The organism is Maritimibacter alkaliphilus HTCC2654 (assembly GCF_000152805.1).
Taxonomy (GTDB): domain Bacteria; phylum Pseudomonadota; class Alphaproteobacteria; order Rhodobacterales; family Rhodobacteraceae; genus Maritimibacter; species Maritimibacter alkaliphilus.
Map to the genome: position 1 here is coordinate 291129 of NZ_CH902578.1, position 26513 is coordinate 317641.

Here is a 26513-nt window from a genome sequence, read left to right on the forward strand (position 1 = left end):
ACCGTGCCACGGTTCAGCCGATTTCGTCCAGCCTGCGCCGGATGATCTCATCCAGAACCCAGTCGGGGGGCGGCGTGTCGGGGCGAAAGGTGATGCCGGATTTCGAATGCGCGATGCCCTCGGCGCGCAGGCGGTCAGCGATCTTCGGCACGACGGTCCCGCAATGGGGATACAGGCCGATGTGTTTCGCGAACCCCGCCATCCCGGCGGCCATCTTGGTGCCCTTGGGGGCCTTCACGCGCCAGCCGGGCATGGCGTAGCTAATGACCCGCTCGACATCGGCTGGCAGCCGCGCCTCGATCCGCTTCGCCAAATCGTCCAGCGCCGCGCGAAACTCGTCGGGCTGTTGGGCAATGTAGGGCGCGAAAGGGTCCGTCATGGCCGGATCATGCGGCGGGGCACATGATCCGTCCAGCGTCATCCGACCGGGATCGGCGGGATGAAGATCGAATTGCCGTTCGACCGTGTGACCACGACGCCCGCCTCGGAAATCTCGTAGATGCGGCCGATCTGGCTCTGGTCGCCGGTCTTGACCCGCAGGATGTTGCCCCGCGTCATCCGAAACAGCGCCGTCATGTCGTCGGGCTTGCCCATGATCCCGACCAGCTGCACCTGATCGAGCCTGATTTCGTCACGCTTCGTCGCATTCAGCGAGACGATCGGACTTGTCCCGTTCCCCACCGGGAACGCGCCTGATTCTGCCATGTTGTCACCTCTGGTTTCGCGAGGGAGTGGGCCTCGCTCAAAACTAGCGGCTGGCGGTAAACAACAGGTTCATTTCCGGGGAAAGGGGGGTGGCCGGGCATGGGCCGGGAAGCGCCGAACGGCATGCTGCAATGCGGCAAAAACACGCCGATCGCCTTGTTTTGCGGGCCTCGGCGCGGCTGTAGCGGCGTTATTCCGCCGCTGTCTTGAGCTCGAAACCCTTGGCGACCATGTCGCGCGGGGCCACCGGGTATTCACCCGAGAAGCAGGCGTCGCAATAGGCGGGAGACTTGGGGTCGCGACCCGCGGCCACACCCACGGCGCGATACAGCCCGTCAAGCGAGATGAACCTGAGGCTGTCCACCCCAAGGTGTTCGCACATCTCGTCTTCGCTCATGTTCGCGGCGAGCAGCTTGTCGCGCTCCGGCGTGTCCACGCCGTAGAAGCACGGCCAAGCGGTCGGTGGGGAGGCGATGCGGAAATGCACCTCCTTCGCGCCGGCGTCGAGGATCATGTCCTTGATCTTGCGCGACGTCGTGCCGCGCACCACCGAGTCGTCCACGAGGATCACGCGTTTGCCCTCGATCAGCGCCCGGTTCACGTTCAGCTTCAGCCGCACGCCCATGTTGCGGATCTGCTCGGTCGGTTCGATGAAGGTCCGGCCCATGTATTGATTGCGGGTGATGCCCAGTCCGAACTCGATCCCGCTTTCGGCGGCGAAACCGATGGCCGCGGGCGTGCCCGAATCCGGCACGGGGCAGACGAGGTCGGCATCGACCGGGTTCTCACGGGCAAGCTCCACACCGATCTGGCGGCGGGTCTCATAGACCGAGCGGCCGCCGATGATCGAATCGGGACGCGAGAAATAGACGTGTTCGAAAATGCAGAAGCGCGACTTCTGCGGGCGGAACGGCTGGCGGCTTTCGACGCCCTTGTCGGTGATGACCACCATCTCGCCCGGCTCGATTTCGCGCACGAACTTGGCGCCGATGATGTCGAGCGCACAGGTCTCCGACGACAGCACCCAGCCGTCGCCCAACTGGCCGAGCACCAGAGGCCGCACGCCCAGCGGGTCACGCACGCCGATGAGCTTGGTGCGCGTCATGGCGACGACCGAGAAAGCGCCTTCGACCCGGCGCAGCGCGTCTTCAAGCCGTTCGGCGGCCTGCTTCTGCAAGGACCGCGCCATCAGGTGAATGATGCATTCGGAATCGCTCGACGACTGGAAGATCGAGCCGCGCTCGATCAGTTCGCGCCTCAGCTCTTCGGCATTCGTGATGTTGCCGTTGTGCGCGATGGCCGCGCCGCCCATGGAAAACTCGCCGAAGAACGGCTGCACGTCGCGGATCGCCGCGCCCTTGGACCCGGCGGTGGAATAGCGCACGTGGCCGATCGACAGCGGCCCCGGCAGCGTTTCCATCAGCGATTGCTTGGTGAAGTTGTCGCGCACGTAGCCGAAGCGGCGGGCCGAGTTGAACCCGTGTTCGGGGTGATAGGCGACGATACCGCCCGCTTCTTGCCCGCGATGTTGCAGGGCATGCAGCCCGAGGGCCACGAAGTTGGCCGCATCCGAGAGGCCGATGACGCCGAAAACGCCGCATTCCTCTTTCAGCTTGTCCTCGTCGCCGGAGGCGCGGATGGCGTCAAAGTCGAAGGGGTGCGCGGGCGGCATGGCGGGCTGGCGAGCAGCAGACATGAGCAGCTTGTCCGAATCCGGTGGCAGGATGGCCCCTGCATAGAGCAGGGGCTGGCCCGTGTCACGGGTCGCTGCGCGGTTTGTAATGATATTATGTAAGCGAGGCTTACTCGGTCGGCGTGGTCGAGGGCGTGCCCGAGGTGCAGGTGGACACCAGTTCCTCGTACCGGGCCACGATCCAGCCCGGTGCATCGTCCGGGATCTGCTCGTCGAGGTTGTCGGTCGTGCGCGCGAACACCTTGGCGGTGCGCGAATTGTCGACCGCGGCCACCGTGTCGGCGGTCACCACGTTGTCGTAGACGATCAGCGCGATCGCGACGAGGAGGATGCCGCGCAGAACTCCGAAGACGAAGCCAAGGGCCTGATCCGCACCGCCCAAGGCCGACCGCTGGATGACGCTGGAAAACAGCGGCGTGAACAGGGACACGACCACCAGCGCAAGCGCCAGAACGGCGGCGAAAGACGCGATCACGGACAGTTCGCAACTGTCGGCGATGAAGTCGCGCAGAACCGGGATTTCCTTGATGAGCGGCACGAAACGGGGCGCGAAGAGATAGGCGATGACGGCGGCGGCGACCCAGCCGACGATGGCCATGCCCTCGCGCACGAAGCCGCGGGAATAGGCGAGGATGGCCGAGACGAGAATGACCAGCGCGACGACACCGTCGACAATCGTGAACCCGTCCATCTATCCGTCCCTCTACAAGTGGCGCTCATCCGGCGCCGAACATATCCCCGACAAACCCGGCAAGGCCCGCGTAAGACTTGAGCGCCAGCCCCGGTTTTTCACCGGCCTTGGATCGTGCGGGCGCGATGGCCGTTGTGAAACCAAGTTTTTGCGCCTCTTTCAACCTGTTTTCGGTCTGGCCGACGGGGCGTAAGGCCCCGGACAGCGAGATTTCACCGAAAACGACGGTATCGCGCGGGATCGCAACATCCTCGCGCGCCGACAGCAGCGCGCAGGCGACGGCCAGATCGGCCGCCGGTTCGGACACGCGCATCCCGCCGGCCACGTTCAGATAGACGTCGAGCCCGGCGAAGGGGATGCCGCAGCGCGCCTCGAGCACGGCGAGGATCATGGCGAGCCGGCCGCCGTCCCAGCCCAACACGCTTCGGCGCGGCTGGCTGAGGGGCGAGGGCGCGACGAGGCACTGGAACTCGACCAGCACGGGGCGCGTGCCCTCGATGCCCGCGAAGACGGTCGCGCCCGGCGCCGGGTCTTCACGATCCGACAGAAACAGGGCCGAAGGGTTGGCGACCTCCGACAGCCCGCCCCCCGTCATCTCGAACACCCCGATCTCGTCCGCCGGGCCGAAGCGGTTCTTGACCGCGCGCAGAATGCGGAACTGATGCCCGCGCTCGCCCTCGAAATAGAGGACCGTATCGACCATGTGCTCGACCACGCGGGGTCCGGCGATCTGGCCTTCCTTGGTGACGTGGCCCACTAGGATCACCGCCATGCCGCGCCGCTTGGCGAAGGTGACCAGCTCATGCGCGGCGGCGCGCACCTGACTTACGCTGCCCGGTGCGCTGTCGACATTGTCGGCCCACATGGTCTGGATCGAATCGATGATCGCCAGACCGGGACGCTCCTCCTCCAGCGTGGTCAGGATGTCGCGCAGATTGGTCTCGGCGGCGAGCTTCACGGGCGCATCGGCCAGCCCAAGCCGCTGGGCGCGCATCCGCACCTGCGCGCTGGCTTCCTCGCCCGACACGTAAAGCGTCTTCAGCCCCTGGCGCGCGAAATGCGCGGCGGCCTGCAACAGAAGCGTCGATTTCCCGATCCCCGGATCGCCGCCGACCAGCACCGCACTCGCCGGCACCAGCCCGCCCCCCAGAACCCGGTCGAACTCCGCCACACCGGAGACGGTGCGCGGTGGCGGGCTTTCGGTCGAGGCGAGATCGGTCAGCGCCACCGCCCGGCCGCGCGCGGCCCCGAGTGACTTGGACGCAGGCCCCGCCGACAGCGGCTTTTCCTCGACGATGGTGTTCCACTCGCCGCAGGATTCGCAGCGCCCCGACCACTTGGACGTGGATGCACCACAGCTCTGACAGACGAAGGACGCGGAGGATTTTGCCATGACGCCTTGTGCCTCGCGCCGCCCCGCGAGGCAAGCGCCCGACCGTCCTCTTTCCGGTCCGAAATATCCCGGGGAGCGCGAGGGGCAGCGCCCCTCGCACGAGTCGTGGCGGCTTTAGCCGCCGCGAAATTCAGTCACGCTTGCGCTCCATCAGGGTGACGAGCAACGAGGCCAGCACGCAGAAGGTGAACAGATACAGCCCCCATCCCACCTCGACCCGCGTCATCGCCACGCCCTTGATGATGACCACGTAGAGCGCCATCAGGAAAATGTCGGCCATGGCGAGGCGGCCGAGAAATCCGAACACCGGCTTCGCGCGGTCGCCGATCCTGCCGAACTGGATCAGCGCCATGCCGACCACTTTCACCGCCGGGGCCACGATCGCGAAGAGGAACACGATGAGCGCGAGGAACAGGTCCTCCTCGACAAGGGCCGCGAGGCCCGAGATGACGCTCACCTCCTTCAATCCCAGGAGCGGCAGGTTCAGTCCGGCTCGCAACAGCGGGGCGACCCACGCGAGGGGGAAGAGCACGATCAGGGACAGGTTGAGATACCGAAGCCACGCCATCGGAATGATCTAGGCGCTCAGACCTCGGGTTTCGAGGGGCGGCGCGGGGTGACGGGCTGGCGAGCTTTCTGGGGCAGGGGGACGACTATCTGGTCGGGGTCCTCGACCTTGTCGTCCACCTCGAAGCCCAGCTCGGGCAGAAGCGACATCAGGTCGGCCTCCAGCGCCGCCAGTTGCTTGTCCACGACCCGCTCTTCGGTCTCGATCTGCTGCATCCAGTGGCGCAGGTCTTCCGTCGTCTTCTTCGCCAGCGCGATGTTTTCGAGGAATCTGTCCACCTCCTCCTGCCGCTGGCGCAGGAACCCGCGGGCGCGCTCGACCGAGGCGTCGGAATAGGTGCTGGCGAGATCGCGGGACGTGTGGCTCATCTGCGCGGCGAGGTCGAGGATATCTGGCTCCAGCGCGCCCAGATCCGGGTGGTCGCGCAGATGCCGGATGCGTTCGCGCACCGAATCGAACTCGCCGCCGATCCGGAACAGTTTCTTGCGGTCGGCCTCGTGGCTCGCGCGGTAGGCACGGGCCACGTCCTCCATCGAAATCGCGAAGTTCCGGTGGCTGTTTTCAAGCTGCATGATCCGGTGGTTGGCAGGCAGGTAGAACGCAAGCAGCACGAAAAGCACCGTGAGGCCGATCTGAAGGTATTTCCCGGCTTCGGCCAATTGCGTGCCGCCGAAACTCGCGTAGATCTCGACCCAGGGCAGTTGGCCCAGAAACGCCCCGGCCGTGGCGACGACAAGCGCCAGCGCGGCGACGGCGATCAGGACCATGACGATGACCTGCACCTGTCGCTGCGCGGCCGAAAATAGCCCCGTAACGGAATTCATACCTTTACCCCCAAGCGAAACGCCACCTAGCCCCCAAGGCAGGCTGCGCCGATAAAATCCAGCGTAAACAGAATGTTGGGGGATGATAAGCGGCTCAATGAAAAACAGTGGCGCCGATGGGACACCACTGTTTCATGTTTCGCGACAATTGTCGCCGGTGTCAGCGATCCGGCTTTTGCGGCACCACGGGCCGGCCCGAGGAGAGCTGCGATTTGTGCGTCATCGGCACCACGGTCGGGGCCGGGGTCGTGCGCGTGTCTTCGAGGTCCAACCCGATCTCGGGGAGCAGCGCCTTGAGGTCTTTTTTCAGGGCCGACACCTGACCATCGACGATATGTTCCTCGGTCTCGATCTGCTGAAGCCACTGTTGCAGTTCCTCGGTCGTGCGCTTCGCCATCGCGACGTTTTCCTGAAACGCCTCGATCTCTTCTTGCCGCTGACGCAGGAAGGTGCGCGCGCGTTCGACCCGCTCGTTGGAGTAGACTTCGGCGATGTCGCGCGAGGTGTGGCTCATCTGGGCGGCCAGTTCGAGAACCTGAGGCTCCAGCGCGCCCAGATCGGGATGTTCGCGCATGTGGTTGATCCGTTCCCGCACCGCGTCGAATTCGCCGCGCAGCTTGAACGCCCCGGCCCGGTCGGCTTCGTGGCTCGCACGGTAGGCGCGGATCACGTCATCCATCGATAGGTTGAACTGGCGATGGCTGGTTTCAAGTTGCATGATCCGGCGGTTGGCGGGAAGGTAGAGCGACAAGAGCACGAACAGCACCGTGACGGCGATCTGGGCGATCATCCCGGCGTTGGCGACCGGCGCGCCGTTGAATCCTGCGTATAGTTCGAGCCACGGAAAAACGCCGAGCGCCGCGCCCGCTGTCGCGACGATCAACCCGGCGGTGACGGCGCAGATCGCGCCCATGATAAGTGCCTGTGCCTGCGTCTGGGCAGCCGGAAAGAGCCCTGTGGAACGGGTCATGTCTTCACCCCTCGCTTGGTGTATGTCCGCGCACCGGCTTGATGCGCATTTCACCGTCAACGCGGGTCGTCGGCAAAAAGTTGCTTGGCGGTTTCGCGAATGACGAAAAACCGGTCCTAGCGGGCGAGAAACCGGGCCAAAAGCGGGTCATCTGCGCTGGCAAGGTCGGATACCCTGCCGTGCCAGCGGGCGCGGGCGGCGTCGAGCAGCAGAACCTCGTCGGCGATGGTGCGGATCGACGCCATGTCATGTGTGATCGTGATCGCCGTCGCCCCCAGATCGGTGACGAGTTCGCGGATCAGCGCGTCGATGTCGGTCGAGGTCACCGGGTCGAGGCCGGAGTTCGGCTCGTCGAAGAAGAGGTATTTCGGCGTGCCGATGATCGCACGGGCGAGCCCCACACGCTTTTGCATGCCCCCCGACAGGTCGGAGGGGAAGAGGTCGGCCACACGCGGTTCCAGCCCCACGCGCCCCAGCGCGACTTCGGCCCGCTCGCGCGCTTCGGTGCGGCCCACGCGGGCGCGCCCGTTGCGCAGGCGAAACGCCACGTTTTCCCACACCGTCAGGCTGTCGAAGAGGGCCGAGGCCTGAAACAGCACCCCGGTCTGTTCGAGGAAAGCGCGCCGCACGCGGCGGGTCATCGGCTGGCCGTCGATCAGGATCCGGCCTGCATCCGGCGTGATGAGGCCCAGAATGATCCGTGTCAGCACCGATTTCCCGGTGCCCGAGCGTCCGAGGATCGCAAGGCTCGTGCCGCTGTCCAGCGCCAGCGAGATGTCGTCAAGCACCTCCTTGGTGCCGAAGGACTTGGAGATATGCTGAAGTTCGATCATTGGCCGAAGAACAGCCCGGTCAACGCGACGTTGGCGGCGAGCACGAGGATCGCGGCGGCCTGCACGGCGGATTTGGTGGCTAGCCCCACGCCCTGCGCGCCGCGCCCGGCATTCAGCCCCGCATGACAGGCGAGCGTCACGGCGATACCGCCGAAGACCGCGCCCTTGGTGAGCGACAGCACGATGTCCACGGGGTCGAGGAAGTTCCAGCTTGTCGTCACATAGGACGGTCCGTTGAAGCCCAGACCCTGCGTGGCGACCACGAAGCCGCCGAAGAGGCCCAGAATGTCGCCGAGGCCCACGAGGATCGGCACCGTGACCAGCCCGGCCAGCACGCGCGGCGCGGTCAGGTAGGTCATCGGGTCGGTCGACAGCGTGGTGAGCGCGTCGACCTGTTCGGACACTTTCATGGTGGCCAGTTCGGCGGCGATGGACGAGGTCACGCGCGCCGCGATCATCAGGCCGACCATGACGGGGCCCAGTTCACGGACGATTCCGATGGCGACGATCTGGGGCACCACGGCCTCGGCCGAGATGCGCGAGCCGCCCGCGTAGATCTGAAGCGCCAGCGCCGCGCCGGTGAACACGGCAGTCAGCCCCACGACGGGGAGCGAAAGCCAGCCGATTTGCAGGAACGCGCGGGCCAGTTCGCGGGGGTAGCGCAGCGTTGCGGGGAACCGGATCACGGCGTTCAGGAAGAACAGCGTGACCGAGCCGATGCGGCGCAGCATACCAAGTGCTGCCCGGCCCAGAAGGGTCAAGGGCAGCAGGGCGCGTGTCACGACTGGCCTCGGGTGTAGTCGCGGGTGTAGCGGTGGCCGAGTTGCGTCAGGATTTCGTAGCCGATGGTGCCGGTGGTGTCGGCGATGTCATCGACGCTCTGATGCGGGCCGATCAGCGTCAGCCATTCGGGCACGGTGTCCAGATGGCCGATGTCGATGCCGATCGAATCCATCGAGACCCGGCCAAGGATCGGGCAGGGGGTCGCGCTGTCGAAGAGCACGCCTTTGTTCGACAGATGCCGGGTGATCCCGTCGGCGTAACCGCCCGACACGGTGGCCACGCGGGTCGGCGCGTCGGCGGTCCAGCTGTTGCCGTAGCCCACGGTCTCGCCCCGCCCGATCTCGCGCGTCTGGATCACGGGGAGGTCGAGGTGAACCACGGGCGTCGCCTCCTCGAAAGGCCGCGCGCCGTAAAGCCCGATGCCGGGGCGGGTGAGGTCGAAGTGGTAGTCGGGGCCAAGCAGGATGCCGCCGGTCGCGGCGAGCGAACGGGGCACGTCGCAGCCTTCGGTCATCTCGGTGAACATGCGAAGCTGCATCGCGTTCATCTCATGCTCCGGCTCGTCGGCGCAGGCGAGGTGCGACATGATGAGCGTCGGCCCGGCGGTGAGCGCGATGTCCCGCACGGCGGCCCATTCGGCAGGCTCCATCCCCAGCCGGTTCATGCCCGCGTCGAGCTGGATACCGAAACTTTGTCCGGGCAGGGTTTCGACATGGCGGGTCAGTTGTTCCACCGAACTCAGTAGCGGGATCAGGTTCAGGTCGCGGATCATGTCCGCGTCACCCGCCATGTGCCCGTTCAGCAGGAAGATCGCCGGGCCGGGGCCGAGAGCGGTGCGCACATCGGCGGCTTCCTCGGCGGCCGCGACGAAGAAGCGGCGCGCGCCGGCGGCGGCCAGCGTCTTGGCCACACGGTCCACGCCAAGGCCATATCCGTCGGCCTTGACCACCGCGCCGGTCTGCACGGAGGAGGCGGTTTTCGCGTCGAGCGCGCGCCAGTTGGCGGCGATCGCATCGAGATCGATCTGTAGACGTCCGGTTCCCATGCGGCGTGGTTTGTCCGCGCGCGCGGGCCGCGTCAAGCGCAAAGCCGTCAGGCCGTGTGGGTAAGCTCCGTCACGATCCGGTTGTCCTGATGCAGCGTCTTGTGGACGGGGCATTTGTCGGCGATTTCCAGCAGGCGCTGACGTTGTTCTGCGTCCAGATCGCCGGTGAGCGTGATCTTGCGGATGAACTCGTCGACCTTCTGCGGCGGGGTGTCGGGGTCGGCGTCCTTGGCGTGAACCTTGGCATGGGTCACGTCGACCTGAATGTCTTTCAGCGGCCAGCCCTTGCGGCGCGCATACATCCGGATCGTCATCGAGGTGCAGGCCCCCAGACCCGCCGACAGAAAGCCGTAGGGCGACAGTCCCCGGTTCGTCCCGCCGAAATCCACCGGCTCGTCGGCGTAAAGGTGATGCGGCCCGTGGCTTACGTCCTGCAAGAACCCCTCGGCATCGGCTTCACGCACCCTGAGGACGCCTTCGGGCACCGCCTCGGTCGTTTCGGCACTGCCCAGATCGAGATAGCGTTCGGCCCAAGCCGCGATCACCGATGCCGCGTATTCCGCATCTTCGCCGCGCGAGATCAGGTGGTCGGCGTCGTCCAGCGTCACGAAACTCTTCGGGTGTTTTGCGGCGCGGAAGATCGATTCCGCGTTGTCGATGCCCACCACGGCGTCGCGCGGTGCGTGCATGACGAGCAGCGCGGCGTGCAGGTCGCGGATCGCCGGTTTCAGGCTCTCGGCCCGGATATCCTCGACGAAGTCGCGCCCGATGGTGAAGGTGCGCCCGCCCAGATTGACCTCGGCCGACCCGTCGCGCGTGATCTCGTCCAGCTTGTCGGCGAAGTTGTGGGTGACGTGATCGGGCGCGAACGGCGCGCCCAAGGTGACGACCGCTTTGATCCCGCCGATTTGCCCGGCGGCTTTCAGCACCGCGGCACCCCCAAGCGAGTGTCCGATGAGCAGGGCGGGGCCAAGGTCGCGGGCGGCAAGGGCCTGTGCCGCCTTGGTCAGGTCTTCCACGTTCGAGGTGAAGGTGGTGTTCGAGAACTCCCCTTCGCTGTGACCCAGCCCGGTGAAGTCGAACCGGAGCACCGCGATCCCGGCGGCATTCAGGCGTTGCGCGATGCGGCGCGCGGGCAGGATGTCTTTCGAGCAGGTGAAACAGTGCGCGAACAGGGCCGTCGCCCGCACGCGCCCCGTAGGAAGGTCCAGCCGTGCGGCCAGCATCGACCCGTCATGGCCCTCGAACTCGAACTTTTCGGTCGTCATACCTGTCCCTCCGTCGTGATGGTTCAGAGATGGAGGCGCAGGCGATGTTTGCCAATGCTTCACTTTCGCGCGGGCATCCGGGTGTTGGCGTTTTACCTCGTTCAGGCCAATGCGTATGGAAGGGGCATGAAGATGCTTTCACCCAAGGCCCTGCGGATCGTCGCGGGCGGATTGCTTGTCGCCGTGCTCGCCGGGTTTCTCGGCGACCTTCACCCCGTGGGCGATACCTTTGCGGTCTTTCGGCTTTACGTCGCGGGGGCGCTGGCGCTTGTCGGTGCGCTCCAGCTTCAGGCGGGGGTGCGCAATCAGGGACTGGTCAATCTGGGGCTTGGGCTGGGCGTGATCGTCATGGCCGGGGTTCTGCCGTTCGGGCGGCAGTTTCCGCCGGGCGAGGGTGCTGCCGTCGTGCGGCACTACCAAAAGAACATGCTTTATCACAACGACGACCCGCGCCGGGTGCTGGACGATATTCTCGCACGCGATCCCACGGTCGTGACCTTGCAGGAGGCCGCGGGAAGCAGCGCGCTGATCCTCGACGACCTCTTCGACCGCTATCCGGCGGGGGTGGCCTGCGACACACCCGAATCCATCGGTCTCGCGGTCTTTGCCGATTACCCGCCGGTCGCCGATACCGCCTTTTGCGCCACACGTATGGCGGGCGTTCAGGTCGAAGGGCCGACCGGGCCGGTGTGGGTGATTTCGACCCACCTGCGCTGGGTGTGGCCCTATATGAACGCCTTCCACGCGGATCGCATGGTGCCCGAGCTTGCCGCGCTCGACGGCCCCAAGATCATCGCGGGCGACTTCAACGTCGTGCCTTGGGCCGCGAGTGTCGAGCGGATCGCGCAGGCGGCCGGGGCCGAGCGCGTCGGGCGGGCCGTCGTCACCTATGCCGTGGCCGGGGTCTTGCGGGTCCAGATCGACAACATCCTCGCCACGGGTGGACGGGGCGTGACCCGCGCCTTGCCGAAACTCGGCTCGGACCACTGGGGCGTCTGGGCGGAATACACCTTGGGCGAGGGCTGAAAAAAAGGGGCGATCCAGCACGCCGGGTGCGGATCGCCCTAAGAATGAGGGTGCGCCAGCCACGGACCTGTGGGATTACCGTGGCGAGGTGCGTCGCCCTCCTGACCATGTTCTCTCGAACAGGTTGGTTATCCTCCAGCCATGTGGTCGTGCTTTGCCCGAAACCGGGCGGAAACGGATTGTTGCCGCCCCAGTTCCGTCACAGGTTGGGGAAACCCTACCGTCTAAAGGCGAAAAAACCGGGGCCGAGACCCCGGTTTCGTCACATTTGGTGGAACGGACGCAGGTCAGACGGGCACGGAAACGAATTTCCCGTCGATCCAGCGCCGAATATGCGTCCGGGTGGATTCGCCCGCTTCCCGCGTGCTGCGAAAGGCGAGCGCAAGGCGGCTCTCGTAGAACGCGCGCTGGAAATCCTGCGCGTCCAGGGTCTTGAAGAATGTGTTGCTCAACATGGTTCTGCTCTGTGGTTCGTTGGAATTATCCTTTCGGATGGTGGTTATCCTTACCCTTGGCCGCGGCGACGTTGGGGAAACACTGGGGCCGATTTCGTATCATTTCATGCCGAACGCGACACAATTGAGGATCGGTCTATAAAAAGAAAGGGCGCCCCGACCGGGACGCCCTTGAATTTTCGCTGATCCCAGAGGGGATTAGCAGGAGTAGTACATCTTGTACTCGATCGGGTGCGGGGTGTGCTCGTATTCGTACACTTCTTCCCACTTCAGATCCATGTAGCCGTCGATCTGGTCCTTGGTGAACACGTCGCCAGCGGTCAGGAACTCGTAATCCTCGGCGAGGCTTTCGAGCGCTTCACGCAGGCTGCCGCAGACGGTCGGGATACCGGCCAGCTCTTCGGGCGGCAGATCGTAGAGGTTCTTGTCGGACGAGGGGCCCGGATCGATCTTGTTCTTGATACCGTCGAGGCCAGCCATGAGCAGGGCCGCGAAGCACAGATACGGGTTCGACGCCGGATCGGGGAAGCGGGCTTCCACACGCTTGGCCTTCGGGCTTTCGGTCCACGGAATACGCACGCAGCCCGAACGGTTGCGGGCCGAGTAGGCGCGCAGAACCGGGGCTTCGAAGCCCGGGATCAGACGCTTGTAGGAGTTGGTCGACGGGTTGGTGAAGGCGTTGAGCGCTTTCGCGTGCTTCAGGATGCCGCCGATGAACCACAGGGCCTCATCCGACAGGTCGGCATACTTGTCGCCCGCGAAAAGCGGCTTGCCGTCTTTCCAGATCGACATGTTCACGTGCATACCCGAGCCGTTGTCGCCCTTGATCGGCTTCGGCATGAAGGTCGCGGTGCGGCCATAGGCGTGGGCCACGTTGTGGATCACGTATTTGTATTTCTGAAGTTCGTCGGCCTGCTTGGTGAGCGAGCCGAAGATCAGGCCCAGCTCGTGCTGCGAAGTCGCGACCTCGTGGTGGTGCTTGTCCACCTTCATGCCGATCATCTTCATCGTGGTCAGCATTTCCGAGCGGATGTCCTGGCTGTCGTCAGACGGGTTCACCGGGAAATAGCCGCCCTTGTAGTCGGGACGGTGGCCCAGGTTGCCCATTTCGAACTCGGTGTCGGTGTTCCAGGCGGCGCCGTCGGCGTCGACCTCATAGGCCACCTTGTTCGGGGTAACCGAATAGCGCACGTCGTCGAACAGGAAGAATTCCGCTTCCGGGCCGAAATAGGACGCGTCGCCGATGCCCGACGAGATCAGGTAGGCTTCGGCCTTTTGCGCCGTGCCGCGCGGGTCGCGCTCATAGGGTTCGCCGGTGTCGGGCTCGACGATCGAGCAATGCACGGCCAGAGTCTTTTCGGCGTAGAACGGGTCGATGTAGACCGAGTCCGGATCGGGCATGAGTTTCATGTCCGAGGCTTCGATCGACTTCCAGCCGGCCACGGACGACCCGTCGAACATGAAGCCTTCTTCCAGGAAGTCTTCGTCGACCAGATCGGCCACCACCGTCACGTGCTGCATCTTGCCGCGCGGATCGGTGAAGCGGATGTCGACATAGGCGACATCTTCGTCCTTGATAAGCTTGAGAACGTCTTTGTTGCTCATTGTGCTTCTCTTTCCCCTAAGTTGATACGGTTGAGAATTTTCGGTCCGGCGAGGGCGACGTCAGATCGCGTCGTGACCCGTTTCGCCGGTGCGGATGCGGATGGTCTGCTCGACGGGCGAGACGAAGATCTTGCCGTCGCCGATCTTGTCGGTCTTGGCCGCGCCCACGATCGCTTCGATCGCCGCGTCAACCTGATCGGCGGGAAGCACGACCTCGATCTTCACCTTCGGCAGGAAATCGACGACGTATTCGGCGCCGCGATAAAGCTCGGTATGGCCTTTCTGCCGCCCGAACCCCTTCACTTCGATCACGGAAAGGCCCTGCACGCCGATTTCCTGGAGTGCTTCCTTCACCTCATCCAGCTTGAACGGCTTGATGATGGCTTCGATCTTTTTCATGGCTGTCCCCCCTCGGAAATCAGGTTCGAGGCCCACAGACCACTTCTCATCCGGGGCCACAATTGGATAGGGTTTCGGTAGCAGGGGCGCGGGCCGGATTCCAGACGCTTCGCACAATATTTATGCAATCTGATCGACTTTCGGGCGGTTTGCGAAAAATTGGGGCAGAAACCATGTCGGAACTCGTGACCGCCGCCCAAATGCGCGCCATCGAACAGGCTGCGATCTCGTCGGGCAAGGTCACCGGGCTCGCGCTGATGGAGCGGGCGGGGCAAGGCGTCGTCCAAGCGATTTGCGAGACATGGCCGGAGCTTACCATAGGGGCCCACGGTGCCGTCGTGCTCTGCGGTCCGGGCAACAACGGCGGCGATGGTTATGTCGTCGCGCGGCTTCTGGCGGCGCGGGGCTGGTCGGTCGCGGTCTTCGCCTACGGCGATCCGGCCAGACTGCCGCCCGATGCGCGGGCGAATTACGAGCGGTGGTGCCGGGTCGGCGGCTGCGCCCCTCTGACCGCGCTGGATGATAGCACCTTCAGCGACGCGGCCGTCACCGTCGATGCCCTGTTCGGAACGGGCCTGACCCGGCCCTTGCCGTCCGAGGTGCTGAACGCGCTGATGTTCGCATCGACACGCCCCAACGCGGCGGCGCCCCAACGCCCGCCTATCGTGGCGGTCGACATCGCCTCGGGTGTGGATGCCGACAGCGGTCGAGTCATCGGCGGCGACGAGCAGGGGGACGAGCTGCCGTATTGGCCCGCTCTGACGGTCACCTTCGGCGCGGCGAAGGTCGGGCATATGCTCCTGCCTCATGCGGGAGACACGCGGCACAAGCTGGTGGTCGCCCCCATCGGGGTCGAGGACGACATCGCCCGCGCCTACCTGACATGGAACGTGGTCGAACACCTCGACCTCGCGGCGGTCCGACATATCGACCTTCTGGGCAGGCCGGATATCAGCCTTCAGGCGCTTGAGCTTGCAAAGGACGTGGCCTCCCACAAGTTCGGCCACGGCCATGCGGTGATCCTGTCGGGGCCGGCCGGGCGCACGGGGGCCGCCCGGCTTGCCGCGCGGGCTGCCCTGCGCGTGGGGGCTGGGCTGGTGACCGTGGCCGCGCCGCGCGATGCCATGGCCGAGAACGCGGCCCAGCTGACCGCGATCATGCTGCGCGAGGCCGAGGGGGCCGCGGCGCTTGCGGACCTGCTACGTGACAAACGCCTGAACGCGATCTGTCTGGGGCCGGGGTTGGGGCAGGCGCGCGCCCGTGACCTTGTCCCGGTGGCGTTGGATGCGACGCGGGATCGGGATGTGAGCGGCGTCGTGCTGGACGCCGATGCGCTTTCGGCCTTCGCAGACGATCCCGTCGACCTGTTCACGATGCTGCACGACGGGTGCGTGCTCACGCCCCACGCGGGCGAATTCGCGCGGCTTTTCCCCGACCTCTCCGCCCGCCTGAACGCGCCTGCAATGACCGGCCCGGCCTATTCCAAGGTCGACGCCGCGCGCGACGCCGCCGAACGCGCAGGCTGCACGGTGCTTCTCAAAGGCTCAGACACGGTGATCGCGGATGAAACGGGCGACGCGGCCATCAACGCGGCCTGCTACGACCGCGCCGCGCCGTGGTTGGCGACGGCCGGGTCGGGCGATGTGCTCGCCGGTCTGGTCACGGGACTTCTGGCACGCGGCTACGCCCCCGTGACGGCGGCCGAAACCGCCGCATGGCTCCACACCGAAGCCGCCCTCAGCTTCGGCCCCGGTCTCATTGCCGAAGACCTCCCCGAAGAACTGCCGAAGGTGTTTCGCGCCCTCGGCGTCTGACCTTCTCCGGTCCGAAAATACCTCGGGGAGGTCGCCATTTCAGCGCCATAGGTGCGAGCGACAATGGCGACGGGGCAGCACCCCTCGCATCGGTCGCTCCGGCGCAAGCCGGCGCGAAACCTCTCAGGTCTTCATCTTGCAGGTGTTGATCCCGAAAACGGTGTACAGCGCGCACCAGCCCACGGCGGCGGTGAACAGGGCGAGCACCGCCACGACGAGCGCGACCCAGCCCAGCGTCGTGCCTTGGTTGAGAAAGAAAACCACCAGCGCGGCGATGCCGATCACGGCGCGAATGATGCGGTCCATGCCGCTTTCGTTGGTCTTGAACATGATGACCTCCAGTCCATGCGTGTCTGATGGAGTGAGTCTACTCTCACCTTCAGGACATTGCATGTGACGTGGTCACACAGCGGGGCTGTCGATCAGTTTTTCCAGCGCGGCGATATCCAGAACCCGCACGCGGCCCCGTTCGTGCGTGATGATCCCGGCGCGGGCCATCCGGTCGAGCCGACGCGACACGACCTCGCGCGCTGATCCGATCGCACGGGCCATGGCGGCCTGCGTCATCGCCACCTCGCCGTCCTCCGCCCGTTCGATGAGCAGGGCGGCCAGCCGCGCTTCGACCCTAAGGAACGACATGGTTTCGATCAGTTGCATCATCGCCTGCATCCGCTCGGCGAAAGCGGCGAACACCACCTTGCGAAACGCGGGCGAGCTGTCGACCAGTTCGAGAAAGACCGGGCGCGGGATCAGGACGAGGCGCGTGGCATTCGTCGCGACCGCCTCGGCCGAGTAATCGTGGCCGCCCAAAAGGCCGAGCGTCGACTGGATGCAGCTTTCGCCGGGCTTGACCTCGTAAAGCAATATATCGCGGCCGTTCGGGCCGACGAGGTGCACACCCACATGGCCGGTCAGGACGACGACATAGCCTTTCACCGTTTCGCCCGGCGAGAACAGAACGGCGCCTTCGGGCACCTCCAGCGGTTTCAGCCGGGCGAGCGCGGTCCGGGCCGGCGGCTCGAGGGCCGCAAGCTCCTGAGCCGCGTCGACCCAGCCGGACACGTCAGCCGCGTCCGCGCTTTTCGAACCGGGGCAGCATGGCCGAGAAATCGGTGCCTTCGCCGCCTTCGTTCTCGACGAATTGCGCGTAGAGTTTCATCGCGGCTTCGCCCATGGGGGTGTCTGCATCCGCTGCCTCGGCGGCCTGCATGGCAAGGCGCAGGTCCTTGAGCATCAACTCGCTCGCGAAGCCGGGCTTGTAGCCGTTGTCGGCCGGGCTGGTCGCGCCGATGCCGGGGGCAGGGGTGTAGGCGTTCATCGTCCAGCTGTAGCCGGACGAGGTCGAGACGACATCGAACATCGCCTGCCGGTCGAGGCCCAGTTTGTCGGCCAGCGCGAAAGCCTCGCAAGTGACGATCATGGTCGCGCCGAGGATCATGTTGTTACAGATCTTGGCGGCCTGACCATTGCCCGACGGGCCGCAATGCACGGCCTTCTGCCCCATGATGTCGAGCAGCGGTTTCACCTTGTCGAACGCCTCTTCCGATCCGCCCGCCATGAAGGTGAGCGTGCCGTTCGCCGCGCCCGTGATCCCGCCCGAAACCGGCGCGTCGATCGCCAGAAGCCCGGCTTCCATCGCCTGATCGGCCACGGCGCGCGCGCTTTCCACGTCGACGGTGGAGCAATCGGCAAAAAGCGCACCCTTGTCCATCGCCGGCACGATCTCGTCCGCCACGGCGCGCAGGATCTTGCCGTTGGGCAGCATGGTGATGACCACCTCGGCGCCCTTCGCGGCCTCTGCCGCGGTGTCGGCCTTGGTCACGCCTTCGGGCATCGGGGCGGCGAGGTCGAAGCCCGTCACCTCATGCCCGGCGGCGACGAGATTGGCGGCCATCGGTCCGCCCATGTTGCCGAGGCCAATAAATCCGATCTTCATGTCATCCTCCCTCAGATGCTCAAAGCTTCGTCACCCAGCGGCGCGCGCATACGGGCGATGTCCTCTTCGGGCACCTCCTCGATGCTGGCGTGGCGCCATGTGGGGTTGCGGTCCTTATCGATGATCTGCGCCCGGACGCCTTCGAGGAAATCCCCGTGCTCCATCGCGCGATAGGTGAATTCGAATTCGTAGGCCAGCACCTGCCGCACGCTCTCGGCGTTGCGCGCGCGGGTGATGTTGGCGAGCGTGCAGCAGACCGACAGGGGCGAGGCGCGCCGGATCGCCTTGGCCGAGGCCCGAGCGATTTCGCTGTCGCCCGCGTCGCATTTCGCGGCGATGTCGGCGGGGGTTCCGTCGAACAGGTTGTCGATCTCGGTCTGGGCGCGGGCCAGCGGGCTTTCGGGCGGCGTCGCGGCCATCGTGGCCACAAGGCCCGCGTTTCCGGTTTCTTCCAGCTCGGACACGAGGTCGAGCCAGTATTCCCGCTCGATATAATGATCGGCGAAGCCCGCATGGATCGCGTCGCCCGCGTTCATGCGCAGAGAGGTGGCGCCGAGGTATTCGCCCAGCTTTCCCGGTGCGCGCGACAGCAAGTAGGTGCCGCCCACGTCGGGGGCGAGGCCGATGCCGGTTTCGGGCATGGCGACCTGCGAGGTTTCGCAGACCACGCGGATGCCGGCATGACCGCCCACGCCGACGCCGCCCCCCATGACGAAGCCCTGCATAAGCGCGACGATGGGTTTCGGGTATTCCGCGATCTTGGCGTTCATCCGGTATTCGTCGCGCCAGAAGGTGCGACCGTAGTCGTAATCGCCTTTCAGCCCATGCTCATACATCGCCTGAATGTCGCCGCCGGCGCAGAATGCCTTGTCGCCCTCGGCGTCGATCACCACGATCTCGACCGTGTCGTCGTCGCGCCAGGCATCCAGCGCCGCCTCGATGTCGAGGCACATCTGGTAGGACAGGGCATTGAGGGCCTTGGGGCGGGTCAGCGTGATGCGACCGGCCTTGCCGATGATGCGGGTCGAGACTTCGCTCATCTCAGCCCCGATCCGCCAGCATCTGACGGCTTACGATCAGGCGCATGATCTCGTTCGTGCCTTCGAGGATCTGGTGTACGCGCAGGTCACGGACGATCTTTTCGATCCCGTAGTCGGCGAGGTAGCCGTAGCCGCCGTGCAGTTGCAGACAGTCGTTGGCCACGTCGAAGGCCACGTCGGTGACGAACATCTTGGCCATGGCGCAGAACTTGGTCGCGTCATGCGCCTTGTTGTCGAGCTTCCATGCCGCCTGCCGCAGGAAGGTGCGGGCGGCCTGAAGCTTGATCTCGTTGTCGGCGAGACGGAACTGGAGCGCCTGAAACTGGTCGATGGTTTTACCGAACGCTTTGCGCTCGCCCATGTAGGCCAGCGTCAGGTTCAGCGCGTTCTGGGCGCCGCCCAATGCACTGGCGGCGATGTTGAGGCGCCCGCCGTCGAGACCGGCCATCGCATAGACGAAGCCGCGCCCCTCTTCCCCCATCAGGTTCTCGTGCGGGACGACGCAATCGTCGAACTGCACCTGTGCGGTGGGTTGGGCTTTCCACCCCATCTTGTCCTCGAGTCCGCCGAAGGACAGCCCCGTCGCGCCGTCTTCGATCACCATCGCCGAGATGCCCTTGGGGCCGTCGTCGCCGGTGCGCACCATGGTCAGATAGGCGTCGGAATAGGAGCCGCCCGAGATGAAGGCCTTGGTCCCGTTCAGTTTCCAGCCCTCGTTGGTCTTTTCCGCCTTCGTACGCAGCGCGGCGGCGTCCGAGCCGGAGCCGGGTTCGGTCAGGCAGTAGGAAAACACCTTTTCCATGCTGGTGAGAGCGGGCAGCCAACGCGCCTTGTCCTCGTCCGTGCCGAACTTGTCGATCATGCCGCCGCACATGTTGTGGATCGACAGGAACGACCCGACGGCGGGGCAGGACATGGCGAGCGCCTCGAACACGAGGGTTGCGTCAAGTCGGCTCAGACCGGAGCCGCCGTATTCCTCGGAGACGTAGATGCCGCCCAGACCAAGCTCGGCCACCTTGGGCCAGAGGTCTTTCGGGATCGTGCCCTGACGTTCCCAGTCTTGTGCGTATGGTGCGATATGTTCCTGGCCGAAACCGTGGGACATATCGAAGATGGCTTCCTGTTCCTCTGAAAGCGCGAAATCCATTCTCTCCTCCCGAGCAGAAATGAACGCTGGTTCATTTAACAGAGTGGCGCAGCATGGGTGCAAAGCACAAGGGGGAATTGGCCAAAGGGGGTTTGTGTTTCTGCAAAGCCAAGGTGTGCGATGAGGGGTGTCTGTTGGCCCTGTTGGCATCGTCCTGCGCGATACCAGAATACTAGGATTCTAGTATCCTGGTTCTCGTGAAAGCGTTTCATATCAATGCCATAAGTAGTCATCCGACCCTCAAAAGGTTAACGCACGCACGATCCCCTCGCGCGCAACGCCCTTGGCGCCCCTCACAGACCTTCGTGAAATTCGGCGATCAACGATCTCACGACCTCCCGCAAGGCTTCGTCCCGTGACAGGTCCGCTTCGACCGCGTCGGTGAAGACCCGGCGCTGTCGTTCGGCGGATGTCCCGCCGAGAATGATGTCGCGCGCGCCTTCCAGTTCCGCCGTGCATCCCAATGCCTCTGCGTCCTCCGCCAGCAGGTCGATCAGTTCCTCGACCAGATGCGCGACCGGAATGATCTCGCGCTGCCCGAAGTCGATCAGCCCCCGCGTCGCGCCATAGCGTTGCGCCATCCAGCGGTTCTCGGAGATCAGGAAGTTGTCGTAGATCCGCCAGCGTTGATTGCGCCCCTTCATCCGCCACAGGAACCGGGCGAGGCATTGGACGAGGGCGGCGATCGTCAGCGCCGTTTCCACCTTGGGCGACACATCGCAGATGCGGGCCTCGATGGTCGGAAACTTGGCAGACGGGCGCAGATCCCACCAGATCTTCGACGCGTCCTCGATCAGGCCGAGGTCCACGATGGCATCGACCGAACGCTGAAACTCGGCCCAGCTCCACAGTTGCGGCGGGAGACCCGTTCGGGGGAGGTTGTCGAACACCGACAGCCGGTAGGAGGCGAGCCCGGTATCCTCGCCCTGCCAGAACGGGGAGGACGCCGACAGCGCCAGAAGATGCGGCAGGAAGTAGGACAGCTGGTTCATCACGTCGATCCGATCTTCCTGATCGGGGATACCCACGTGAACGTGCATCCCGCAGATCAGCAGCCTGCGGGCGACGCCGCCCAGATCGCGGCGCAGGTCGTTGTAGCGGTCCTTGTCGGTGTGGTGCTGTTCCTTCCAGTCGGAAAACGGGTGACAGGCCGCCGCGATGGGGGCCAGACCGTGGTCGGCGGCATGGCGGGCGACCGCGCTTCGCAGGCGTATCAGGTCTTCGCGGGCCTGCCCGACATCGGCGCAGACATTGGTGCCGATTTCGATCTGGCATTGCAGGAATTCGGGGCTCACCTGTTCGTCGAGGTCGGCCTTGCAAGCCTCCATCAATGCCTCGGGCGCTTCGGCCAGGTCGCCGGTCTCGCGGTCGACGAGCAGGTATTCCTCTTCGATCCCGATGCTGAAGCTGGGGTTTCCCTTGACCATCTCGCGCCCTCCGCCTGTGCGGGTTCAGCCTGCGCAAAACCCGCGTGGGGCGCAAGCGCGGCTCAGGCGACGGAATGAAGCAGTTCGGCGATGCTTTCTTCGCGCAGGCCGAGGATCGAAAGGGCCGCGGCCTCGTCGGTCTGAAGCGTGACGACCATGCCCGCGACATCGCTCCACGCGTCGACGAAATGCCGGGCCAGTTTCATAGACGGGCCGGGCGCCGCGTGAATGACCATCATCATGGACTGTTCCTCGACATAAATGCCGGCGGCGGCGTCGGCCTGAAACTGCATCAGTCCGACCAGATCCCGTTCCCAGTCATCGATACGGGCTAGGTTGATGAGCTGCTTCTGCTCCGGCCTGCGCTCCGGGTCGGCCATATAGGCACCATACAGCCCGCGCGCATCGGCCAGCGTGGCGAACCCTTCGTATTCTACGTAAACAAGCCCATGTGCGGGCAGGATCCTGTATCCACCGGGCATCGCCCGTCCCCTCGATTTACCTCGTCGGACGGGTTCGACCCGTCTTGACCAAATGGTAAACTAATATGCGGGTTTCAGGAAGGCCGTCTTTGGACGGGTCACACGGTGGAGCGCAGCATGTCCGCGATCGAGGTTTCCGGCTGCCCCAGAATGGCCAGCGCGCCCGCCTCGTCATACTGCATGGAGGTGACGACGCCGTTCACACCCTTCCACGGGGCGACGAGGATGCGCCCCATTGCCTGCGCCTTTTCGGTGGGCGCGACGAAGACCATGAAGAACTGGTGACCCTTGGACAGAAACGTGTCCGCCTTTTCGGCCTGCATGGCCATCAGGGTCGGAAAGTCCCGTTCGAAATCCTCGACATGGGTGAGGTCGACGAGTTGCTTTTGGCCGGGGTGGGCGTCGGGCTTGGTCTGATAGTCCGCGAACAGGTCCTGAGCTTCCTGAAGACGCACGAAACCCTCGTAGCGCACGTAGACGAGCCCGCGTTCAGGCAAGATCTGGTAACTTCCCGGCATATGCGCGTCGATCCTCGGTCCGGTCCCGGCGGTCAACTGATCCGCCGGGCCTCACCTTAACTTGCCTGGCGCGTGAGGGAAGGTGCCAAAAGGTCACCGCGCCGAAAAGGTCACACCAGCCGGACCTGCGTCCCGATCTCGGTCAGTTCGTACAGCTCCGCGATCTTCTCGTTGTAAAGACCGATGCAGCCGTCGGACGAACGGCGCCCGATCTTGCGCGTGTCGTGGGTGCCGTGGATGAGATAGGCGGGCCAGTCCAGATACATGGCATGGGTGCCCAGCGGGTTGGCCGGGTCGCCCGCACCGATCGGTTCCCAATCCGGGAAGCGTTCCATCTGCGACGCCGTCGGCGTCCAGGTCGGGCCGACTTTCTTGCGCACGATCTCGGAATACCCGCGTTTGGTCAGTTCGTCGGTGCGCGGCACCGAGGTCGGATAGAGCCGGTAGATCGAGCCGTCGGCGTTCCAGTAATGCAGGGCCTTCGAGGTCGTGTCGCAGACGATCGCGCCTTTGCCGAGGCTGTCGAAATGATCGCGCCACTCCATCGTGCGGAAGGACGAGGCGTTGCGGCGCGAAAACTCCTGCACCGTCTCGTCATCCGCGCCCATCACCTGCGGCGGGGCGGACTGGGCGCGCAGCAGCGCAGGGGTGCAGAGCGGAAGGGCGGAGGCTGCGGCGAGAAGGCCGCGGCGCGTCATCTTGGAAGCCATGAGATACCTGTATGTCTGTCTCGTGTTTCCCCGAGAGCTAGCAAGATATTCAGCCGACGCAATTCACGCGTTTGAGAGCCGGCGGAGTTTCACCGCAACGTGAGGTGGAATTCAGTAGAGATGCATCTGGACGGAACCCGTCAGGTTCTGGGTATCGACGTTCGCCGCCTCGATGGCCGCGGCGACGGTTCCGTAAGCCGACACTTTCACCGGCCGGTCCTGCGGTGCGAAAAGCGCGTAAAGGCGGATGAAATTCGATGTGATCGTGCCACGAGCGGCGATGTAGAGGTCAAGCGGAAGGCCGCGCTCGCGGATGGTCGCCTTCATGAAGCCCACGCAGTCGCGGAATTCGCGCACCGAAAGGTCGACTTCGCGCACCGAAAGGGCATCGACGACGACCTTCTGGCTCGACCGGAACTCCGTGCTCGCCAGCATCGCCGTGTTGGCCAGAACCTGTTCGACCGTCACTGAATCGGCGCAGCGCGCGAAGATGACGTCCGACCCCGAAAAGTGGTCCAGCGATATGCTCATTCAGATTGGGGTGTCCCGGTTGGGTTCGTTCGGAGAAACGGATGCACTGGAAATAAGTAAACAATAAGGAAGGGGAGGCCGCGAAGCCTCCCCCACTTTCGTATCAGATCAGTCCATCGCCTTGAAGGCGAATTCGCCGCCTTCCTTGATGCCCGAGAACCAACGCTCGGTCACCGTCTTGGTCCGGGTGTAGAACCGGAAGGCATCGGGGCCGTACTGGTTCAGGTCACCGAAGGCCGATTTCTTCCAGCCGCCGAAGGTGAAGTAGGACAGCGGCACCGGGATCGGGAAGTTGATGCCGACCATGCCGACGTTCACGCGGCTTGCGAAATCGCGCGCCGTGTCGCCGTCGGAGGTGAAGATCGCGGTGCCGTTGCCGTACTGGTTCTTCATCACCAGATCGAGCGCCTCTTCGTAGCTGTCCTTGCGGACGGTCGAAAGCACCGGGCCGAAGATCTCTTCCTTGTAGATGTCCATGTCCTCGGTGACGTTGTCGAACAGCGTCGGGCCGACATAGAAGCCGTCCTCATAGCCTTGCAGGCTGAAGTCGCGGCCATCGGTGACGAGCGTCGCGCCATCGTTCACGCCCGAGTCGATCAGGCTTTCGATCCGCTGTTTCGCCTGCGCGGTGATGACGGGGCCGTAGTCCACATCCTTATCCGAGGTGTAGGGGCCGACTTTCAGCGCCTCGACCTTGGGGGTGAGCTTTTCGATCAGCTTGTCGGCGGTGTCCTTGCCGACCGGAACCGCAACCGAGATCGCCATGCAGCGTTCGCCCGCTGCGCCGAAACCGGCACCCACCAGCGCGTCGGCGGCCTTGTCGAGGTCCGCGTCGGGCATGATGATCATGTGGTTCTTGGCACCGCCGAAGCACTGGGCGCGCTTGCCGTTGGTGGCGGCGCGGCCATAGATGTATTGCGCGATCGGGGTCGAACCCACGAAGCCCACTGCCTGAATGGTTTCGTTGTCGAGGATCGCGTCCACCACTTCCTTGTCGCCGTTCACGACCTGAAGCACGCCATCGGGAAGCCCGGCTTCCTTGAGCAGTTCGGCCAGCATCATCGACGTGGTCGGGCAACGCTCGGACGGTTTCAGGATCATCGCGTTGCCGGACACGAGCGCGGGGCCCATCTTCCACAGCGGGATCATGGCCGGGAAGTTGAACGGGGTGATGCCCGCGACCACGCCCAGCGGCTGACGCATGGAGTAAAGGTCGATGCCGGGGCCGCCGGAATCCATGAACTCGCCCTTGAGCAGGTTGGGCGCGCCCATGCAGACCTCGATCACTTCAAGGCCGCGCTGCACGTCACCGGCGCCATCGGGCAGGGTCTTGCCGTGCTCGCGGCTGACGCTTTCGGCCAGCTTGTCCATGTCGCGGTTGATGAGTTCGGCGAACTTCATCATCACGCGGGCGCGGCGCTGCGGGTTGGTCGCGGCCCAGGCTTTCTGCGCTTCGGCGGCTTTCGCCACGGCGGCATCCAGCTCGGCAGCCGTCGACAGCTTCACCTTGCCCTGAATTTCACCCGTGGCGGGGTTGTAGATATCGCTGGTGCGCGAAGAGGACGACGCCTCGTTCTGACCGTTGATCCAGTTTCCGACTTCGTACATGAGAGTCCTCCTCTAAAGCTGGCGCGAGAATATCCTTGCAATTTTGCGGCGCAAAGCGGCAACATTTCAAAACGTATTGCAATTCTGCAAGGGGTGGGCATGGATCTCGACTGGGACGATCTTCGCATCTTTCTGGCGGTGGCGCGCGGGGAAAGTCTGTCAGCGGCGGGCAGGGTGCTGAAACGCGACCCGGCCACCGTCGGACGGCGCGTTTCGCGGCTGGAGGAGGTGGTGGGCGCACCGCTTTTCGCCCGGTCGCCGCAGGGCTACGGCCTGACCGACGCCGGGCAGCGCCTGCTCGCCCATGCCGAAGAGGCCGAACAGGCCGTCACGCGCGGGGCCGAGGCGCTGGCGGGCACCACCGGGGGGCTGTCGGGGCAGGTGCGGATCGGCGCGCCGGATGGGTGCGCGAACTTCCTTCTGCCGCAGGTCTGCGCCCAGATCGCCGCCGAGCATCCCGAGATCGAATTGCAGATCGTCGCGCTGCCCCGCGTCATCAACCTGTCGAAACGGGAGGCCGATCTGGCCATCGCGGTTTCGCCCCCCGCCACGGGCCGACTGACGGTGCAGAAGATCACCGACTATCACCTGCACCTCGTTGCCGCGCGGCTGTATCTCAAGGAACACGGGCCGGTCGAAACGCTGGCCGACCTCGAAGGGCGGCCCATTGTCGGCTATATCCCCGACATGATCTTCGACAAGGAACTCGACTACCTGTCCGAGATCGGGGCCGACCGGGTGACGCTCGGTTCCAATTCGGTCTCGGTTCAGCTTGGAATGCTGCGCGAAGGCGGCGGGCTGGGCATCGCGCACGATTTCGCACTGCCGTTCGCCCGTAACCTGCGCAAGGTTCTGACCGACGAGGTGTCGTTGACCCGCAGCTTCTATCTCGTGCGTCACGCCGGGGACGCGCGGATCGAACGGATGAGCCGCGTGGCCGACATGCTCATGAGCGGTCTCAAGGCGGAAGTGGCGCGGCTCGAAGGTCTGACTTGACAAGCTGACGTGGCGGTAGGACCCTGAAATCAGGGAGTTAGCGCCA

At 64.8% G+C, this 26513-nt stretch carries 29 protein-coding genes; 3 read left to right on the plus strand and 26 right to left on the minus strand.

The genetic code is table 11. From position 1 onward, the window contains the following. Positions 1-13: 13 nt before the first annotated feature. The 12 genes from RB2654_RS02540 to RB2654_RS02595 form a co-directional block, all read right to left on the minus strand. Positions 14-379 (minus strand): iron chaperone, encoded by a 366-nt coding sequence (locus RB2654_RS02540; protein WP_040884309.1) that lies wholly within the window; start codon positions 377-379, stop codon positions 14-16. 38 nt (positions 380-417) lie between these two features. Then, positions 418-705, minus strand: coding sequence for a pilus assembly protein PilP (locus tag RB2654_RS02545; protein WP_008328331.1), 288 nt, complete (start codon positions 703-705; stop codon positions 418-420). A 190-nt stretch (positions 706-895) separates the two neighbouring features. After that, positions 896-2377, minus strand: coding sequence for an amidophosphoribosyltransferase (purF, locus tag RB2654_RS02550; protein ID WP_008328332.1), 1482 nt, complete (start codon positions 2375-2377; stop codon positions 896-898). A gap of 130 nt (positions 2378-2507) precedes the next feature. Then, complete coding sequence (locus tag RB2654_RS02555) at positions 2508-3089, minus strand: CvpA family protein (RefSeq protein WP_008328333.1); 582 nt, start codon at positions 3087-3089, stop codon at positions 2508-2510. 25 nt (positions 3090-3114) lie between these two features. Then, the gene (gene radA / locus RB2654_RS02560; RefSeq protein WP_008328334.1) at positions 3115-4482 is read right to left on the minus strand and encodes a DNA repair protein RadA; all 1368 of its coding nucleotides are present in this window, start codon (positions 4480-4482) and stop codon (positions 3115-3117) included. Between the two features lie 130 nt (positions 4483-4612). Continuing rightward, the gene (locus RB2654_RS02565) at positions 4613-5050 is read right to left on the minus strand and encodes a paraquat-inducible protein A (protein ID WP_008328335.1); all 438 of its coding nucleotides are present in this window, start codon (positions 5048-5050) and stop codon (positions 4613-4615) included. Positions 5051-5067: 17 nt separating this feature from the next. Further along, positions 5068-5874, minus strand: a complete 807-nt coding sequence (locus RB2654_RS02570; protein WP_246146560.1) for a DNA repair protein — start codon at positions 5872-5874, stop codon at positions 5068-5070. A gap of 160 nt (positions 5875-6034) precedes the next feature. Beyond that, positions 6035-6844 (minus strand): DNA repair protein, encoded by an 810-nt coding sequence (locus RB2654_RS02575; RefSeq protein ID WP_246146562.1) that lies wholly within the window; start codon positions 6842-6844, stop codon positions 6035-6037. A gap of 116 nt (positions 6845-6960) precedes the next feature. After that, positions 6961-7677 (minus strand): ABC transporter ATP-binding protein, encoded by a 717-nt coding sequence (locus RB2654_RS02580; protein ID WP_008328338.1) that lies wholly within the window; start codon positions 7675-7677, stop codon positions 6961-6963. Continuing rightward, the gene (locus RB2654_RS02585; RefSeq protein WP_008328339.1) at positions 7674-8408 is read right to left on the minus strand and encodes an MlaE family ABC transporter permease; all 735 of its coding nucleotides are present in this window, start codon (positions 8406-8408) and stop codon (positions 7674-7676) included. Before RB2654_RS02585 ends, RB2654_RS02580 begins: the two co-directional genes overlap by 4 nt. A 47-nt stretch (positions 8409-8455) precedes the next feature. Next, on the minus strand, positions 8456-9505 hold the full coding sequence (alr, locus tag RB2654_RS02590) for an alanine racemase (protein ID WP_008328340.1): 1050 nt from the start codon (positions 9503-9505) through the stop codon (positions 8456-8458). A gap of 47 nt (positions 9506-9552) precedes the next feature. Next, a complete protein-coding gene (locus tag RB2654_RS02595; RefSeq protein WP_008328341.1) occupies positions 9553-10773 on the minus strand; it encodes a bifunctional alpha/beta hydrolase/OsmC family protein in 1221 nt (406 codons plus the stop codon). Between the two features lie 126 nt (positions 10774-10899). On the opposite strand from RB2654_RS02595, the gene RB2654_RS02600 reads away from it, so the two are divergent. Further along, positions 10900-11799 (plus strand): endonuclease/exonuclease/phosphatase family protein, encoded by a 900-nt coding sequence (locus RB2654_RS02600; protein ID WP_148912539.1) that lies wholly within the window; start codon positions 10900-10902, stop codon positions 11797-11799. Positions 11800-12086: 287 nt separating this feature from the next. Here the strand turns inward: RB2654_RS02600 and RB2654_RS23270 are convergent, their stop codons facing one another. The 3 genes from RB2654_RS23270 to RB2654_RS02610 form a co-directional block, all read right to left on the minus strand. After that, positions 12087-12251 (minus strand): hypothetical protein, encoded by a 165-nt coding sequence (locus tag RB2654_RS23270; protein ID WP_154653301.1) that lies wholly within the window; start codon positions 12249-12251, stop codon positions 12087-12089. 201 nt (positions 12252-12452) lie between these two features. Continuing rightward, the gene (glnA, locus tag RB2654_RS02605; RefSeq protein WP_008328344.1) at positions 12453-13859 is read right to left on the minus strand and encodes a type I glutamate--ammonia ligase; all 1407 of its coding nucleotides are present in this window, start codon (positions 13857-13859) and stop codon (positions 12453-12455) included. A gap of 60 nt (positions 13860-13919) precedes the next feature. Further along, the gene (locus RB2654_RS02610; protein ID WP_008328352.1) at positions 13920-14258 is read right to left on the minus strand and encodes a P-II family nitrogen regulator; all 339 of its coding nucleotides are present in this window, start codon (positions 14256-14258) and stop codon (positions 13920-13922) included. Between the two features lie 173 nt (positions 14259-14431). On the opposite strand from RB2654_RS02610, the gene RB2654_RS02615 reads away from it, so the two are divergent. Then, positions 14432-16072 carry a bifunctional ADP-dependent NAD(P)H-hydrate dehydratase/NAD(P)H-hydrate epimerase gene (locus tag RB2654_RS02615; RefSeq protein ID WP_008328354.1) on the plus strand — a complete coding sequence of 547 codons (1641 nt, stop codon included), beginning with the start codon at positions 14432-14434 and terminating at the stop codon, positions 16070-16072. Between the two features lie 123 nt (positions 16073-16195). On the opposite strand, the gene RB2654_RS02620 is transcribed toward RB2654_RS02615, so the two are convergent. The 11 genes from RB2654_RS02620 to RB2654_RS02670 all read right to left on the minus strand — a co-directional run bounded on the left by RB2654_RS02620 (position 16196) and on the right by RB2654_RS02670 (position 25471). Further along, complete coding sequence (locus tag RB2654_RS02620) at positions 16196-16402, minus strand: YgaP family membrane protein (protein ID WP_008328355.1); 207 nt, start codon at positions 16400-16402, stop codon at positions 16196-16198. Positions 16403-16474: 72 nt separating this feature from the next. Next, entirely contained in the window at positions 16475-17134 is a 660-nt protein-coding gene (locus RB2654_RS02625; RefSeq protein WP_008328357.1) for a Crp/Fnr family transcriptional regulator, read from the minus strand. 1 nt (position 17135) lies between these two features. Then, entirely contained in the window at positions 17136-18008 is an 873-nt protein-coding gene (gene mmsB, locus RB2654_RS02630; protein WP_008328359.1) for a 3-hydroxyisobutyrate dehydrogenase, read from the minus strand. Positions 18009-18019: 11 nt separating this feature from the next. Further along, positions 18020-19048, minus strand: a complete 1029-nt coding sequence (locus RB2654_RS02635) for an enoyl-CoA hydratase/isomerase family protein (protein WP_008328361.1) — start codon at positions 19046-19048, stop codon at positions 18020-18022. A gap of 1 nt (position 19049) precedes the next feature. Then, the gene (locus tag RB2654_RS02640) at positions 19050-20195 is read right to left on the minus strand and encodes an acyl-CoA dehydrogenase family protein (protein WP_008328362.1); all 1146 of its coding nucleotides are present in this window, start codon (positions 20193-20195) and stop codon (positions 19050-19052) included. Between the two features lie 293 nt (positions 20196-20488). Beyond that, positions 20489-21622: a carboxylate-amine ligase gene (locus tag RB2654_RS02645; protein WP_008328363.1), complete on the minus strand. Its 1134-nt coding sequence runs from the start codon at positions 21620-21622 to the stop codon at positions 20489-20491. Between the two features lie 62 nt (positions 21623-21684). Then, complete coding sequence (locus tag RB2654_RS02650) at positions 21685-22104, minus strand: hypothetical protein (protein ID WP_008328364.1); 420 nt, start codon at positions 22102-22104, stop codon at positions 21685-21687. 98 nt (positions 22105-22202) lie between these two features. Further along, positions 22203-22622: a hypothetical protein gene (locus tag RB2654_RS02655; RefSeq protein WP_040884314.1), complete on the minus strand. Its 420-nt coding sequence runs from the start codon at positions 22620-22622 to the stop codon at positions 22203-22205. A 110-nt stretch (positions 22623-22732) separates the two neighbouring features. Further along, a complete protein-coding gene (locus RB2654_RS02660; protein ID WP_008328368.1) occupies positions 22733-23332 on the minus strand; it encodes a L,D-transpeptidase in 600 nt (199 codons plus the stop codon). A gap of 111 nt (positions 23333-23443) precedes the next feature. Then, on the minus strand, positions 23444-23863 hold the full coding sequence (locus RB2654_RS02665) for a hypothetical protein (protein WP_008328370.1): 420 nt from the start codon (positions 23861-23863) through the stop codon (positions 23444-23446). Between the two features lie 108 nt (positions 23864-23971). After that, positions 23972-25471 (minus strand): CoA-acylating methylmalonate-semialdehyde dehydrogenase, encoded by a 1500-nt coding sequence (locus RB2654_RS02670; protein ID WP_008328372.1) that lies wholly within the window; start codon positions 25469-25471, stop codon positions 23972-23974. Positions 25472-25570: 99 nt separating this feature from the next. Here RB2654_RS02670 and RB2654_RS02675 point away from each other — a divergent pair, with 99 nt between their 5' ends. Then, the gene (locus tag RB2654_RS02675) at positions 25571-26467 is read left to right on the plus strand and encodes a LysR family transcriptional regulator (RefSeq protein WP_008328373.1); all 897 of its coding nucleotides are present in this window, start codon (positions 25571-25573) and stop codon (positions 26465-26467) included. Positions 26468-26513 lie beyond the last annotated feature (46 nt).